The sequence below is a fragment of the Porphyrobacter sp. SLTP genome (assembly GCF_009905735.1).
Taxonomy (GTDB): Bacteria; Pseudomonadota; Alphaproteobacteria; order Sphingomonadales; family Sphingomonadaceae; genus Erythrobacter.
Genome location: NZ_JAAALE010000012.1, coordinates 61318 through 76445 on the forward strand (window position 1 = coordinate 61318; position 15128 = coordinate 76445).

General features: G+C 65.5%; 13 protein-coding genes. 9 read left to right on the top strand and 4 right to left on the bottom strand.

Going from position 1 to position 15128, the window contains the following annotated elements:
• The first annotated feature begins 71 nt into the window (after positions 1–71).
• A complete protein-coding gene (locus GVM20_RS11340) occupies positions 72–1808 on the top strand; it encodes a sensor domain-containing diguanylate cyclase (RefSeq protein ID WP_166547305.1) in 1737 nt (578 codons plus the stop codon).
• 49 nt (positions 1809–1857) lie between these two features.
• Here the strand turns inward: GVM20_RS11340 and GVM20_RS11345 are convergent, their stop codons facing one another.
• Positions 1858–2256, bottom strand: a complete 399-nt coding sequence (locus GVM20_RS11345; RefSeq protein WP_166547306.1) for an acyl-CoA thioesterase — start codon at positions 2254–2256, stop codon at positions 1858–1860.
• The gene (locus tag GVM20_RS11350) at positions 2253–4484 is read right to left on the bottom strand and encodes a S9 family peptidase (protein WP_166547307.1); all 2232 of its coding nucleotides are present in this window, start codon (positions 4482–4484) and stop codon (positions 2253–2255) included. The genes GVM20_RS11345 and GVM20_RS11350 overlap by 4 nt, the downstream gene beginning before the upstream one ends.
• Before the next feature lie 135 nt (positions 4485–4619).
• Between GVM20_RS11350 and GVM20_RS11355 the strand changes: the two genes are divergently transcribed.
• The 3 genes from GVM20_RS11355 (at position 4620) to GVM20_RS11365 (ending at position 7377) form a co-directional block, all read left to right on the top strand.
• Positions 4620–6425, top strand: a complete 1806-nt coding sequence (locus tag GVM20_RS11355) for an aminopeptidase P family protein (protein WP_166547308.1) — start codon at positions 4620–4622, stop codon at positions 6423–6425.
• A gap of 179 nt (positions 6426–6604) precedes the next feature.
• Positions 6605–6985 (top strand): VOC family protein, encoded by a 381-nt coding sequence (locus GVM20_RS11360; RefSeq protein WP_166547309.1) that lies wholly within the window; start codon positions 6605–6607, stop codon positions 6983–6985.
• A complete protein-coding gene (locus GVM20_RS11365) occupies positions 6982–7377 on the top strand; it encodes a cupin domain-containing protein (protein WP_166547310.1) in 396 nt (131 codons plus the stop codon). The genes GVM20_RS11360 and GVM20_RS11365 overlap by 4 nt, the downstream gene beginning before the upstream one ends.
• A gap of 131 nt (positions 7378–7508) precedes the next feature.
• Here GVM20_RS11365 and GVM20_RS11370 read toward each other — a convergent pair whose 3' ends face one another.
• Positions 7509–9047: a helicase HerA-like domain-containing protein gene (locus tag GVM20_RS11370; protein WP_166547311.1), complete on the bottom strand. Its 1539-nt coding sequence runs from the start codon at positions 9045–9047 to the stop codon at positions 7509–7511.
• Between the two features lie 100 nt (positions 9048–9147).
• Here GVM20_RS11370 and pabB point away from each other — a divergent pair, with 100 nt between their 5' ends.
• The 5 genes from pabB to GVM20_RS11395 all read left to right on the top strand — a co-directional run bounded on the left by pabB (position 9148) and on the right by GVM20_RS11395 (position 13201).
• A complete protein-coding gene (gene pabB / locus GVM20_RS11375; protein ID WP_166547312.1) occupies positions 9148–10962 on the top strand; it encodes an aminodeoxychorismate synthase component I in 1815 nt (604 codons plus the stop codon).
• A 57-nt stretch (positions 10963–11019) separates the two neighbouring features.
• Positions 11020–11697, top strand: coding sequence for an RluA family pseudouridine synthase (locus tag GVM20_RS11380; protein WP_166547313.1), 678 nt, complete (start codon positions 11020–11022; stop codon positions 11695–11697).
• Positions 11690–12118 (top strand): alternative ribosome rescue aminoacyl-tRNA hydrolase ArfB, encoded by a 429-nt coding sequence (gene arfB, locus GVM20_RS11385; protein WP_166547314.1) that lies wholly within the window; start codon positions 11690–11692, stop codon positions 12116–12118. Before GVM20_RS11380 ends, arfB begins: the two co-directional genes overlap by 8 nt.
• A 153-nt stretch (positions 12119–12271) precedes the next feature.
• The gene (gene rpmG / locus GVM20_RS11390; protein WP_017664380.1) at positions 12272–12439 is read left to right on the top strand and encodes a 50S ribosomal protein L33; all 168 of its coding nucleotides are present in this window, start codon (positions 12272–12274) and stop codon (positions 12437–12439) included.
• Between the two features lie 81 nt (positions 12440–12520).
• A complete protein-coding gene (locus GVM20_RS11395; protein WP_166547315.1) occupies positions 12521–13201 on the top strand; it encodes a LolA family protein in 681 nt (226 codons plus the stop codon).
• Between the two features lie 357 nt (positions 13202–13558).
• Here GVM20_RS11395 and GVM20_RS11400 read toward each other — a convergent pair whose 3' ends face one another.
• Complete coding sequence (locus GVM20_RS11400; protein WP_166547316.1) at positions 13559–15034, bottom strand: alkaline phosphatase; 1476 nt, start codon at positions 15032–15034, stop codon at positions 13559–13561.
• Positions 15035–15128: the final 94 nt, after the last annotated feature.

The window sequence follows — 15128 nt, forward strand, 5'->3', positions numbered from 1 at the left end:
GTGATATTCCTCCAAAAAGGAGGTTTTTCGCTTAACAGCATCGTAACAGCTTGCATAGTAAGACCCGCCATATGGCACTTGCGCGCCTCATCTTCCGTTACGTCGTGGCTGCTGCGCTCCTCGCGCTGTTGGCCGCGCGTCCGGCTGCGGCGAATGATCATACTGTGCCAATCTTTGCTCCGACGTGCCACGCCGCAAGCGGCGTCGAGGCCACGGCGCGCGACATGCAGGCGCGGGGGCGATGGATCTGCAACAACCAGTCATGGCGGTCGGATGTGCCCGTGGTCTGGCTTCGGTTCGAGGCGGGAAGCTGGCAGGGTGAAAAGCTGCCGCGGCAGTTCTTCTCCCGCATTGCCCGGTTCAAGTCCGTCACCTTCCACGCGATCGACGCCGATGGCGAGAGCCGCGTCACGCGCCTGACGCAGGCCGATGGGGTCGCGTTCCCCGCTGGCCCGGTGTTCCAGCTCCCCCTGCCCAAAGTCACCGCCGAGACGACCGTGCTGCTGGCCCGGATCGAAGCCCCGCACTCGGTCCCGCTGCTGACCGAGGCACGCATCACCCATGATCCGGGCGAGGCCGAATGGTCGCAGACCGAAATGATGCTGCTGGCCTTCGTGGTCGGGATGCTGGTGCTGCCGCTGTTGTTCGACATCAGCTTCTTCCTGGTGCTGCGCGAACGCTTCGTGGTGCTCCATGCCGCAATGGTCAGCGCCATGATGATCTATGTGGTGACGGCGGGAGGGTTGGCCTCGGCCTTCGTGACGCTGCCGGTGGCTGTCCTCGCCGTGGTGTCGCCCTTGTCCTACGCCATTGGCGCCGGACTATCGATGCTGTTCCTGGCGACCTTCCTGGAACGCGGCGCGCAGTCGCGGGTGATGCGCAACCTGACGATCGCGACCGGCTGGTTCACCATGATCGCGCCCGGGTTCTTCGCGCTCCAGCTCGATGCGACCCAGACATTCGACGACCGCGGCTATTTCATCACCTTTATCCCCTGCATCCTCGTGATCAGCGTGGCGGTGATTGAGGCTGTGCTGCGCGGCAGCCGCTCGGCACGCTATATCGCCGCCGCGTGGATGCCGATCATCATCGCCTCGACCGAACGTCTGTTGCGCGGCTTTGGCTGGCACGTCGGCCCCTCCAGCCTCGACCAGATGATCTATGTCGCGGTCGGGATCGAGGTGGTGGTGATCAGCCTCGCGATTGCCGACCGCTTCCTCGCCCTGCGGCGCGAGCGCGATGCGGCGCTGACCGAAGCGAAGATGCTGGAACAGATCTCGACCCGCGATTCGCTCACGGGTCTGATGAACCGCCGCGCCATCGAAGCGCGCTTCGATGAGCTGGTGGCGCAGGGCTTCGATACCTTCGCGCTGGTCGATCTCGACCGGTTCAAAGCGATCAACGACCTCCACGGCCACCAGGTTGGCGATGCCGCGCTGATCGCCTGCGCCAGCGCGATCCGCGCGACCGGCGACCGGGATTCGATCGCGGTGCGGCTGGGGGGCGAGGAATTCGTGGTGCTGCTGCGCGGCCCGCGCTCGCTCGAACGGGCCGAGGCGCTGCGGCAGGCGATTCCGATGCGGATCGCCAAGGAAGTGCCGGGGCTCGACCTGCCGGTCACCGCCAGCATGGGCGTGATCGTGATGGCCGAAGCCACCCGCCACAAGATGGCCTTCGCCGAGTTCTACGCCCGCGCCGACGCGCTGATGTACGAAGCCAAGGCGTCCGGCCGCAACCGGCTCGCCTATGAACGTCTGACAGTGTTCACCAGCGCCCCGCCGGAGCGCCGTCGGGAACGCATGGCTTAGCGAATTCGCGTCCCTCCCCGTTCCGCAGGAAAGAGGAGGGACTGGGAGTTCAGGCAAACGGCGCCAGCACCTCGGGCCGCACCCGCGCCAGCCGCCCGGTGGCGCGGTCGAGCATCGCCCAGGTGGTCGCCGCGCTGACAAGGCGATTGCCGGCGCTGTCGGCAAACTCCACCCGGCGGAGCGATTTCGCGCCCATCGCCGGGCCCTCAATCCAAGTCGTCGCGGTCACGGTCTCGCCCTCAGACACGTTGCCGCGGTAATCGATCTCGTGCCGCACCACGACCCAGAAGAACGCCGCGCGATCCTCGGGCCGCGCAACTGCGTCCCAATGCGCCGTCGCCATGTCCTGAATCCACTGCACCCACACGGTGTTATTGACGTGACCGAGCTCATCAATGTGCGAAGGCTCGGCCACGAAGCTGCGGGTAAAGCGGTTGGGGCCGGTCATTCGCCCTCGGTCTTCGGTGCCATCCCCATCTGCCACAGGATGAAGGCGAATTCCTCCGCCGTCTCCTTCAGGGAGTTCCAGCGGCCCGATTGCCCGCCGTGGCCTGCGCCCATGTTGGTCTTCATCAGCAGCAGGTTGTCGTCGGTCTTGAGCTCGCGCAGCTTCGCAACCCACTTGGCCGGTTCCCAATAGGTCACACGCGGATCGTTCAGCCCCGCCGTCACCAGCATCGGCGGATAATCCTGCGCGACCACCTGATCATAGGGCGAATAGGACAGCATATAGGCGAAGGACGCCTTGGAGGTGATCGGGTTGCCCCACTCCTGCCACTCGCCCGGGGTGAGCGGCAGCTTCTCGTTGAGCATCGTGTTCAGCACATCGACAAACGGCACATGCGCGACAATCGCGCCGTACTGCTTGGGATCCTGATTGATGATCGCGCCCATCAACTCGCCCCCGGCCGAACCGCCGCTGGCGGTGACCATGCCCTCGGCGGTGTAGCCCTTGGCGATCAGGCCCCGGCCCGCATCGACGAAATCGTTGAAGGTGTTGGTCCGCTCAAACATTTTGCCTTGCAGATACCAGCGCCGCCCGAGATCGTCCCCGCCGCGAATATGCGCGATGGCATAGGCAAAGCCGCGATCCACAAGGCTGAGGCGCGAGGTCGAGAAGCCCGGCGGGATGGCATAGCCATAGGCGCCATAGGCATAGAGATGCAGCGGCCCCGGCCCTTCGATCCCGGCCTTCTTGAGGATCTCCGCACGGTCCTTGCGCATTACGATGCTGACCGGCACCATCGTCCCGTCCCGCGCCTGCACGGTCACGCGTTCGGTGGTGTAGAGCGAGGCGTCATAGCCGCTCGGGATTTCCTGCGTCTTGAGCGTCTCCAGCTTGGCGGTCTTGACGTCGTAGTCATAGACCGTGCTCGGCGTGACCATGCTCTGATAGGAAAGCCGCAGCTTGGTCATGTCATATTCGGGGTTGTTGGACAGGCCCGCGGTGTAGCTCGCTTCCGGGAAGGCGATCGGGGTGATCTTTGCCGGATCGGCATATTGGCGCAGCTCGATCTGATCGAGGCCGTTCCTGCGACCTTCGGTGACGAAGAAGTCCTTGAACAGGTCGAACCCGGTCAGATAGAATTCGTCCGACCCCGCGATCACCGTCTGCCAGTCACCCGGCGTCTCCAGCTTCGCCTTGGCGAGGCGGAAGTTGATGTGTTCGTCATTGGTCCACACCCACAATTCGCCGTCACGCACGTCGACCGAATATTCGACGCCCTTCTTGCGCGCCTTCACCAGAATCGGCTCGGCCGTCGGATTGGCGGCGGGGACGAGGCGCACTTCGCTCGTCTCGTTGTCGCCGGTGGCGATGATCAGCCAGTCTTCCTGCGCGGTCAGCCCGGTGCCGACGCCGAAGCTCTGGTCTTCCTCCTTGTAGAGCGTGACATCGCTGTCCGCCGGCGTGCCGATGACGTGCAGCTTGGCTTCCAGCGTGCGCCACTCCTCGGTCGAAGGGCCGTAGACCAGCGCGGTGTCATTCGCGACCCACACCATATCGCCGCGCAGGTTTTCCAGCACATCGGGGAGCAATTCGCCGGTCTGCAAATCCTTGATCCGCCCGGTGTAACGCTCCGACCCGTTGGTGTCGGTCGAATAGGCGAGATAGCGCTGGTTCTGGCTGATCGAAGCCGCGCCGAGGCGGAAATATTCCTGCCCTTCGGCGAGCTGGTTCTCATCAATCAGCAGTTCGGCCTCACCGCCTGCGACGGGCTTGCGCCAATGCTTGCGGTATTGCGCGCCTTCCTCGAACTCGGACCAGTAGAGGTAGTCGCCATCCTTCTGCGGAACGGTGCTGTCGTCCTCCTTGATCCGCGCGCGCATCTCGGTGAACAGCGCTTCGGTCAGCGCCGATTGGCCCGCCATCTTCGCCTCGAAATAGGCGTTCTCGGCCTTGACGTGGTTCAGCACATCCTCGTCGTCCACCACCGGGTACGACTTGTCGTAGAGCCAGTCATAGGGGTCTTCGATGGTGATCCCGTGATGCGTGTAGGTGTGCGGGCGCTTGGCCGCGACGGGCGGTGTGATGTCGGGTGTGGCGGCAGTGGAAGCGGCGGATGACGTTGTCACGCGGGACTGTTCCTCTCGGGTGGTGGTGTTCGCGGCGGCTGGCACACAAGTGGTGGCCGCAAGGGCTGTGGCAAGAGCAAGGCGGCTGATCGGGCGGGTCATGGTTGGTCGTCCCCTTTGGCAGGCGGCCAGCGTGCATCCGGGTGGAAAGACGCGGGTTTTGGGCCTATGTTGGCGGTTCTAGAGATACATTCCTGCGCGGCAAGTGCCCCGCGCGATAAGCCGAGGATCGATGAAATGCTGATGCAGACCCATGAAGCCCGCTTGGCCGCGCTGCGCGAGGAATTGAAGCGCCGCGGCGTGGACGGGTTCATCGTGCCGATCAGCGATGAGCATATGAGCGAATATGTCGGCGAATATGCCCAGCGCTTGGGCTGGCTGACGGGGTTCGGCGGCTCGGCCGGGTTCGCGGCGGTGACGCTCAACCACGCGGCGATCTTCGTGGACGGGCGCTACACCGTGCAGGTGCGCGAGCAGGTCGACGGGCAATTGTTCGATTACAAGAGCGTGCCCGCCGAAAGCCTTGCCGGGTGGCTGGCCGAGGTGTGCGAGGATGGCGCGCGCATCGCCTATGACCCGTGGCTCCACACCTGGGCCTGGGTCGAGGCGCTGGAAAAGCAGGTCAATCCCAAGGGCGTCACGCTGGTCCCGCTCGCCAGCAACCCGATCGACGCGGTGTGGGCCGATCGCCCGGCGCCGTCGGCGGCGGTGGCGACGGTCCATGACGAAACACTCGCCGGGCGTTCCTCGGCGGACAAGCGTGCGGCGGTGGCCGATTGGCTGGTCAAGGAAGGCCATGATGCCGTGGTGATCCCGGCGCTCGACTCGGTCGCGTGGCTGCTCAATATTCGCGGCGCGGACGTGTCGCATACGCCGGTGGCGCTGTCCTATGTCATCGCCCGCAAGGATGGCAGCGCCGAGCTGTTCATCGCGCCCGAGAAGGTCACGCCCGAACTCACTCGCCACCTCGGCAACGCGGTGACGATCCGTGATCGGGGCGCGTTCGAAAGCGCCTTGAGCGAATATGCAGGCCAGAGCGTCGCGCTCGATCCCGATTTCGCGGTGGTCGGCATCGCGCAGGCCCTGCGCGCGGGCGGCGCGACATTCGCGTTCAAGCAGGACCCGACGATCCTCGCCAAGGCGATCAAGAACCCGGCCGAACAGGCAGGTCAGCGCGATGCGCAGACGCGGGACGGGGCGGCGGTGTCGCGCTTCCTGCGCTGGCTGGCAATCGAAGCGCCGAAGGGCGGCGTGGACGAACTTGCCGCCGCCGCGCGCCTGCAAGCCTTCCGCGAGGAAGACCCCAGCCTCAGCGATCTGAGCTTCGACACCATCTCCGCCGCTGCGGGCCATGCCGCGCTGCCGCATTACAAGGTGGACGAGGACAGCAATATCCCGATCCCGCCGTCCTCGATCTATCTGGTCGATTCGGGCGGGCAATATCCTGGCGGCACCACCGACATCACCCGCACCGTGTGGGTCGGGCCCGGCGAGCCAACCGCCGAGATGCGCGACCGCAACACCCGCGTGTTGAAGGGCCACATCCAGCTCGCCCGCGCGGTGTTCCCGCAAGGCACCTGCGGCGGCCAGCTCGATGTGCTGGCGCGGCAATATCTCTGGGAAGCGGGCGTCGATTACGCCCACGGCACCGGGCACGGCGTGGGCAGCGTGCTCGCCGTGCACGAAGGCCCGCAGCGCATCGCCAAGCCCAGCGGCGGGCAGGCGGGCACCGGGCAGGAGCTGTTCGCGGGCATGATCCTTTCCAACGAGCCGGGCTATTACAAGCCGGGCGCCTTCGGCATCCGGATCGAGAATCTGGTGCTGGTGGAAGAACGCGAAATTGCAGGGATGGAAGGCAAGTATCTCGGGTTCGAGACGCTGACCTTCGTGCCGCTGGATCGCAAGCTGATCGAGAAAGCCCTGCTGACGGCGGAGGAAATCGCGTGGGTGGATGCCTATCACGCGCAGGTGCGCGAGACCCTGTCGCCGCGCCTGACGGGCGATGATCTGGCGTGGGTGGAGCGCGAAACCCTACCCCTTTAGCATCGTCGCCCCGTGCTTGACACGGGGCTTGGCTAACTTCCCGTCCGCAAACGCTTGAGAAGAAAAGCCAAGCCCCGGATCAAGTCCGGGGCGACGAAACTTAGGCAACTCACCTTGTTGGAAGCTCAATGTTCCTGTAATGTTCCACCATCGATTCGCATCACATGGGAGGAAACACGATGATCGGCTACGTCACCTTGGGCACCAATGATCTGCCGCGCGCGGCGGCGTTCTATGACGCGCTGGCCGCGCATTTCGGGGTCGGGCGGATGATGGATACCGAAGCCTTCATCGCCTGGGGCGAATGGGGCGGTGCGCCGGGGATTGCGGCGACCCTGCCGTTCGATGGCCAGCCCGCCACCGTGGGCAACGGCGTGATGGTCGCGCTCGAAGTGAAGACGACGGAAGATGTCGATGCGATCCACGGCATCGCGATGGCGCACGGCGGCCGCGACGAAGGCGCCCCCGGCCCGCGCGGCGAGGACGGGTTCTATGCCGGCTATTTCCGCGATCCCGATGGCAACAAGCTGAACGCCTTCTGCATGGTGCCCAAAAAATGACCGCGCCCCGGCTGGAGGAGCGGTTCATCCACCTCGGTCTCGGCGCCAAGGCCGAGGTGCTGCCGCCCTTCACCGGGATGGCATGGTACGAAGACTACGGCGCGCGTGCTGCCGCTGACGGGGCGGAAGGGCGGTTGGTGTCGCAATACACCTTCTGCGAAAGCTGGACCTCATGGGAGATGCATCCGGCAGGCGCCGAAGTGGTGATCTGCGTGGCGGGGTCGATGGTGCTGGTGCAGGAACATCCCGATGGGCGGCATGAAAGCGTGACGCTGACGGCGGGGGACTATGCGATCAACCCGCCCGGCGTGTGGCACACCGCCGATGTGGCAGAGAGCGCAACCGCGATCTTCATCACCGCCGGGGAGGGCACCGAGCACCGCCCGCGCTAGCTTTCTCGCGGCGGTGCGGATGGCCCGCGGCGTCGCGCGGTCATTGTGCCATCATCGCCGGGTCATTGCGTGTTTCACGTGGAACAGTCGGCGGCCCGTTTCCCGGTCTGCCCCGCTTGTCCGAGCGGACGTCAGCGCATCAGCCCGCCGATCAGGTTCCTGACAAAAGCGGTCGCGCCGGTCTTGAGCGGATTGGCGCCGGACTTCTTGCCCAGCACCGCCGCCACCGCGATCGAAGCCAGCGAACCGCCCGCCGCAGTCATCGCGCTCTTGCCCGCCTTCTCCCACACAGACGGCGTCTTGCGCTCACGCTTGCCGACTTCCTCGCGTCCCTTTTCCGCGACTTCCTCCGCCGTGGCAGCCGCATCGGCAGCCTTGGCGGCGAGGACTTCGGCGGCGCTTTCGCGGTCGGCGCGGGTGTCGTACTTGCCATCGAGCGGGCTAATCGATTGAATAATCGCGCGCTCCTTGGGCGTCACCGGGCCGAGGCGCGAACGCGGCGGCTTGATCAGTGTGCGCTCGACAATGGTGGGGGCACCGTCCTCATCCAGCGTGGAAACCAGCGCCTCGCCCACCTTCAGCTCGGTGATCGCGGATTCGACATCGAGCTTGGGATTGACCCGGAACGTCTCCGCCGCCGCCTTGATCGCGCGCTGATCGCGCGGGGTGAAAGCGCGCAAGGCATGCTGCACCCGGTTGCCGAGTTGGCCGGCCACTTCCTCGGGAATGTCGATCGGGTTCTGGGTGACGAAGAACACGCCGACACCCTTGGAACGGATCAGGCGAACCACGTTCTCGATAGTGTCCTGCAAGGCCTTGGGCGCATCGTCGAACAGCAGGTGCGCCTCGTCAAAGAAGAACACCAGCTTGGGCTTTTCGGGATCGCCGACTTCGGGCAGGCTCTCGAACAGTTCCGCCAGCAGCCACAGCAGGAAGGTGGCGTAAAGCTTGGGACTGCGCATCAGCTTGTCCGCGGCGAGCACGTTGACGTAACCGCGACCCTGCTCGTCCACCTTGAGGAAATCATTGATCTCCAGCGCGGGCTCACCGAAGAAATTGTCCGCCCCTTGCGCCTCGAAACTGAGCAATTGGCGCTGGATCGATCCGACAGAAGGCTTGGTGACGTTGCCATATTTGCCGGACAATTCCGCCGAATTCTCGTTCGCCCAGGCCAGCAGCGCCTGCAAGTCGCTGAAGTCGAGCAGCAGCAACCCGTTCTCGTCAGCATAGCGGAAGATGATCTGCAGCACGCCTTCCTGCGTCTCGTTCAGATCGAGCAAGCGCGACAGCAGCAGCGGGCCCATTTCCGACACTGTGGTCCGGATCGGGTGGCCCTGCTCGCCATAGAGGTCCCAGAAGATCACCGGATTGTCGGTGTAGGTGTAATCACTGATGCCGAGTTCCTTGGCGCGGCTCTCCAGCTTGTCGGCGTGCTTGAAGGTCGGCGAACCCGGCATGGCAATGCCCGACAGGTCGCCTTTCACGTCGGCGACGAACACCGGCACGCCCGCCTTGGAAAAGCTCTCGGCGATGCCCTGCAAGGTCACGGTCTTGCCCGTGCCGGTCGCGCCCGCGATCAGCCCGTGGCGGTTCGACCGGCTAAGCGCCAGCGCTTGGCGCGATCCGTCCGACCCCAGCCCCAGATAGATATCGCCCGCCTGCTCACCCATGCTTGATCCCCGTCACACTCTGTCTGACCCTGATGTGCAGGGGCCGTCCGCAGCGGTCAAGTTCTCGACAGCGGCGCACATTTGGCTAAGGCTATCCGGCATGGGTCAGACTACGCCTTTCGTGCTGCTGGACGATGCCCGCGCCGGGGAAAGTGCCGCCGACGCGCTGCTTTACGAAGCGCCGCGCGCGCTGTTTGTGGCGCATCGGCCGGATGAGGTGGATAGCGTACTGACCGCGGCGGAGGCTGCCCGCCTAGCGCAGGGCGGATCGCTGGCAGGCTATATCGCCTATGAAGCGGGCCTCGCGCTGGAGCCGAAGCTGGCAGGCCTCGCTGCCGCGCGCAGTGGAGCGGCTGGGCCGCTGGTGTGGCTCGGCCTATTCGATGCGCCGACGCGGATTGCGGCAGGCGACGTGCCCGGCTGGCTCACCGCGCGGGCGGAAGGCACCGGCACGCTCGGCCCGATGGAGCCGCAGCTCTCTCCCGGCGGATACGAGGCCGCGTTCCATGCCCTGCGCGAGGCGATCCACGCGGGCGACATCTATCAGGCGAACCTCACCTACCCGCTGGCTGGCTCTTTCCGCGGCGATCCGGTGGGAGTCTATGCCGCGCTGCGCGATGCGGCGGCGGCAGGCTATGGCGGGCTGATCTTCGACGGGTCGCACTGGCTGCTGAGCTTCTCGCCTGAACTGTTCGTCGCGCTCAATGGTGCGGAGGCGAAGGTGAAGCCGATGAAGGGCACGCGCCCGCGCAACCCCGAACCCGCGGCAGACGCGGCGCTGGCAGACGACCTCGCCACCTCGGTGAAGGACCGGGCCGAAAACCTGATGATCGTCGATCTGATGCGCAATGATCTGTCGCGCGTCGCCGAGGCGGGCAGCGTCCATGTCGATGCGCCTTTCGCGGTCGAGAGCTACCCGACGGTGCACCAGATGGTCTCGACCGTCCGCGCGCGGCTCAGCCCGGGCAAGGGCGCGATGGATCTGGTGCGGGCGCTGTTCCCCTGCGGCTCGATTACCGGCGCGCCCAAGATCCGGGCGATGGAACTGCTGGGCGCAGTCGAGCGCGATGTGCGCGGGCCCTATTGCGGGGCGATCGGGCGGATCGATGCTGACGGGAATGCCGCCTTCAATGTCGCGATCCGCACGCTGCGCCTCGCCCCCATCGAAAACGGGCAAGGGTCAGCGGTGCTCGGCATCGGCTCGGCGATTGTGGCGGATAGTGAGGCGCTGTCCGAACGGCGCGAGTGCGAGGTCAAGGCAGGCTTCCTGCGCCGCGCGGCACCCGGCCTTGCCGCGCCGCAATGCGATCTGATCGAGACAATGCGGTTTGAACCGGAAAGCGGCATCGCCCTGCTCGAACTCCACCTTGCGCGGATGAAGGCGAGCGCCGCCACGCTGAGTTTTGCCTTTGATCGCCACGCCCTGCGCAATCAGATTCAGGCGCTGTGCTTTGAACTCGACGCCCCGGCGCGGGTGCGGTTGCTGGTATCGCGCTCCGGGGCGAGCGCGCTCGAAACCGGTCCGCTGCCTGCGCCCTTGGGTGAGCCAGTGAAGGTTGCCGCGCTTCCCAATCCGCTCGATCCGTCGGACTGGCGGCTGATGCACAAGACCTCGGACCGCGGCTTCTACGAGGAGGCACTGGCGGCGGCCCGCAGCTTCGGCGCAGATGAGGCCCTGCTGGTGCGCGGGGATGGCCGCGTCACCGAAGGCAGCTTTACTTGCGTTTTTGCTGAGGGGCCCGATGGCGTGCTGCTGACCCCGCCCGCCCACCTCGGCCTGCTCCCCGGCGTGCTGCGCGAACACCTGCTCAGCGAGGGCAAGGCGCGCGAGGCGGAGTTGACGCTGGACGATCTCGCCAGTGGCTTCTGGATCGGCAATGCCCTGCGCGGATTGATGCGGGCGGAGCTGGTCTGAACCGCGCCCGCTCAGGACAGGCTTAGACAAGCTTGGGGCGAGCGGTTAGTGGGGCCCATGGCTGATATCAAAATCCTCTACGAAGACGGTGAAGCGCTGGTGATCGACAAGCCTTCAGGCATGTCGGTCGATCAACCGCGCAAGGGCGGAATTTGTCTGGAAGACCACCTTGAGCGGTTGAAGCTGGGCTTCCAGCGTCCGCCCGTCGCGGTGCACCGGCTCGACACCGATACGAGCGGCTGCCTGCTGCTCGCCCGCAATCCCAAGTCGCTCGCCCGGTTCAACAAGGCGTTCGAGGAGCGGCTGGTGGACAAGACCTACCTCGCGATCCTCGCCGGGCATCCGCAGGGGACGCAAGGGACGATCGAGCTTTCGCTGGCGAAGATCAGCTCGGCAGAGAAGGGCTGGCGGATGATCCCGGCCAAGAAGGGCAAGCCGGCGGTCTCGCACTGGGAGCTGGTGGACGAGCTTGGGCCGCACAGCCTGATCCGCTTCCGCCCCGAAACCGGCCGCACCCACCAGCTGCGGGTCCACGCCTTGGCGGGCCTTGGCCTGCCGCTGCTGGGCGATCCGATCTATGGCGCGGGCAATGCGCCGGGTGCCAAGCGCACCATGCTCCACGCCGAGAGCCTGACCGTCACCCGCCCCGGCAAGCCCGCGATCGAAGCCCGCGCTGCGCTGCCGAACGATTTCCTCGCTCTCGGGGCGAAGGATGGCGGGGCGACAGATGGATGACGATTCGCCCGAACCGCTAAGCGCCCGGGCGATCCGGCTCGCCAGCGAGAGCTTTCTCGCAGGCTCCGGCCCTGGCGGGCAGAATGCAAACAAGGTCGCGACCGAAGTCGAACTGCGGGTCAACATCTACGCGCTGCGCCTGTCACCCCCGGTGTTCGCGCGGCTGCGGGCGCTGGCGGGCGCGAAGCTGGCGGGCAACGGCGATCTGATCATCAATTCCAAGGCCCACCGCACGCAGGAGGCCAACCGGCAGGACGCGCGCGCCAAGCTCGCGGCACTGCTGGAGGAGGCCCAGACGCAGCCCAAGCGCCGCGCCAAGACCCGCCTCAACCGGGTGGGCAAGACGGAGCGGCTCAAGGTCAAGAAGGTGCGCGGCACAGTGAAGGCCAATCGCGGCAAGCCCAGCAGTTCGGACTGGTAAGCGCGCGCCCAACCCCGCCTTGACTTTTCCCCGTGAATCGGCGAATGGCGCGCCCATGTGGCGGTGTGCCGGGCCTTCCGGGCGCGCCGCTATTTGCTTTTTTAGCCCTGCGTGACGCACTCGCCGGGCCGACCCAGTTGACAGGAACCCGCCATGGCGAAGCCCACCACCGTCAAGATCCGCCTCGTCTCGAGCGAGGGCACCGGCTTCTTCTACGTGACCAAGAAGAACCCGCGCAACATCACCGAGAAGATGAGCTTCCGGAAGTATGATCCCGTGGCGCGCAAGCACGTTGAATTCAAGGAAGCCAAGATCAAGTAAGATCTGGCTCCCGCGCTCGGCCTTAGGGCAGTGTGCGGTAATTCATCGACAGTTCAAGCCCGCGTCCTTAGGCGCATCGGCATGACAACACCTATCGCTTCTCTTCGCACGCTCGTCATCGGCCTTGGGGCCGGTGCGCTGGCGCTTGGCCTTGCCCCCGCTGGCACGGCCCCGCTGACGGCTCCGGCGGCGGCGCAATCTGCGGCCCAGTCCGCCACCAACCTCGACAAGGTGGTCGGCGCGCTGCGTGGCATTTCAACCATGAAGGCCGACTTCACCCAGACCGACCGGCAGGGCGCGACCCTGCGCGGCCAGATGACCCTGAAGCGCCCCGGCAAGATCCGCTTCGACTATGGCAAGGACGCCGATTTCCTCGTCATTTCGAACGGCAAGTCGCTTTACGTGATCGATTACGAGGTCAATCAGGTCGAACGCTGGCCGATTGGCAACTCGCCGCTGGGCGCGCTGTTCGATCCTGATCGCGATGTGAAGAAGTTCGGCAAGATGGTGCCGACCAGCAATCCCAATGTGCTGAGCGTGGAAGTGCGCGATCCCAAGAAGCCCGAGTTCGGGATGATCACGCTGATCTTCACAAAGAACGCTTCGGCGCCCGGCGGTTTGCAGCTGACCCACTGGGTCGCGCTCGATGCGCAGAACAACCGCACCAAGGTGGTGCTATCGAACCAGCGTTACGGCGTGGCCGTCGCCGACAGCACGTTCACCTTCAAGGACCCGCGCCGCTCAACTCGTCGTCCGGGATGAACGGCGGTACGGCGAGCTGTTGTAAGAACGCGACAAAATTCGCCGCGTGTTCATGTGAATGAAAGCCGCGACGGGCTAATCATTCTCAACAAGGCGGCTCGAAGGGAGGTTTCCCCCCTGTTGCCCACCCTTCGGAATTGGGCCTGCCTTGTACAAGCGTGACGAACGCTCCATGGAACCCTCGACCCACCGCCCCCGGGTCGAGGGTTTTTTGGTGTCCCGGCGATTTATGCAGGCCTGCAAAGCGCTCCGCCCTGCGCTTCCGGTGCTCACGCACATTAAGTGCGCTCCGCTCCGGTTCTCGGTCGAATCCCTTTTCGGCGATGCCTAAATCACCGGGGCGCGTCCGCGCAAAACCTACTCCCAGCCCAGCGCCTTGCGGATGATTGCGTAGATCACGTTCTGCTCGATCACACCGCGCACGCGGCTTGCGCCGGGGCCGGTGGCGAACAGGGCGACGTCCTCGCCGCCGTGGGTCTCGCTGCCGAGCGGCACCAGCGCCTGCTGGCGGGCCTTGATCCCGGTTTCGGGCATCGGGCGGCCGTGATCGTGGTCCTCATCGTCAGCGTCATGCTTTTTGGCCAGCAACCCGCCCGGCCCATTGGCGTAGCCCAAGGTGGTGTAGGGCTTGCCATCCGCCGCCAGCAGGGGCGATGCGCCGTCCCCGCCATCCTCGCCATTGCCCTTCGGCGGCACCACCAGCCCGAGGATGTCGTTCCCGCGCTGCGGGTAGCCCGAAATCGTGAAGACGTGGCTGTGATCAGCGGTGACCATGATCAGCGTTTCGGCCGGATCGGTGTTGTCGACCGCATATTGCACCGCGCGCGCGAACTCGACCGCCTCTTCCAGCGCATAGCCTGCCTGTCCGGCGTGGTGCGCGTGATCGATCCGCCCGCCTTCGACCATCAGGTAGAAACCATCGGGATCGGCCTTCAGCCGCGTGATCGCCTGTGCGGTCATGTCGGTCAGGGTAGGCTCCGGCGAATCCGCCTTCCGGTCGGCCATGAAGGTCAGGTGACCGGGATTGAACAAGCCGAGCACCGGCTTGTCCATCGGCGCGGCGGCCAATTCGGCGGCGGTCTTGACGACGGTGCCGCCATTCCGTGCGGCCCACTGGTCGGGCAAATCGGCCCCGGCATCAATCCGGCGGCCACTGCGCTCCTTGTCCTTGCCGTAGAACACCGCGGTGCCACCGCCGAGCGCGACGTCGAACTTCGCATCGGCGAGCTGCTGCGCAATGTCCTTGCAACCCTGCCCCTGCTGGTCGGCGGGGATGTTGGTGTCGCTCTCCCAGTCACGATCCGCGCTGCGCGAATAGACGCTGGCCGGAGTCGCATGGGTCAGGCGCGTCGTGGTGACGATCCCGAGCGCGAGGCCGCGCTGTTTCACTTCCTCGCCCAGCAAGGGCAAGGGATGGGCGAGCGCGTCCTGGCACACGCCCTTTTCCGCCTCCGGCCCGATGCCGAGCACCCCGATGCGGGTCTTGGTCCCTGAATGCATCGCGGTCGCCGTGCCCGCGCTGTCCGGCACCTGCGCATTGGTGTTGTAGGTCTTGACCAGCGCCAGGTTATCGAACTTCTCGAAGCTGAGCCGGTTTTCCTCCCCCGTCTCGCCCCGCTTCTGCCCTTCGTAAATCCGCGCTGCGGTGATGGTGGAGATGCCCATGCCGTCTCCGATAAACAGGATCACGTTCTTCGCTTGCTTCGGCGTGGCGACCTCAGCCACCGGAGCGGGGCGTGCATCGCTCGCGCCGGTGGTGGTAATGGTGGTTACACACCCGCTCAAGGGCAGGGCTGCGGCCAGCAGAGCAATCATCGCGCGGGTCGTGGTCATCGGGGTTCTCCTCAGGCTGCCCGCTATCGGTTGGCGGTGGGACGGTAAAGCGCTGATCGCCATCCTAGTGGCTGGATTTTGGTGCCACCCATGC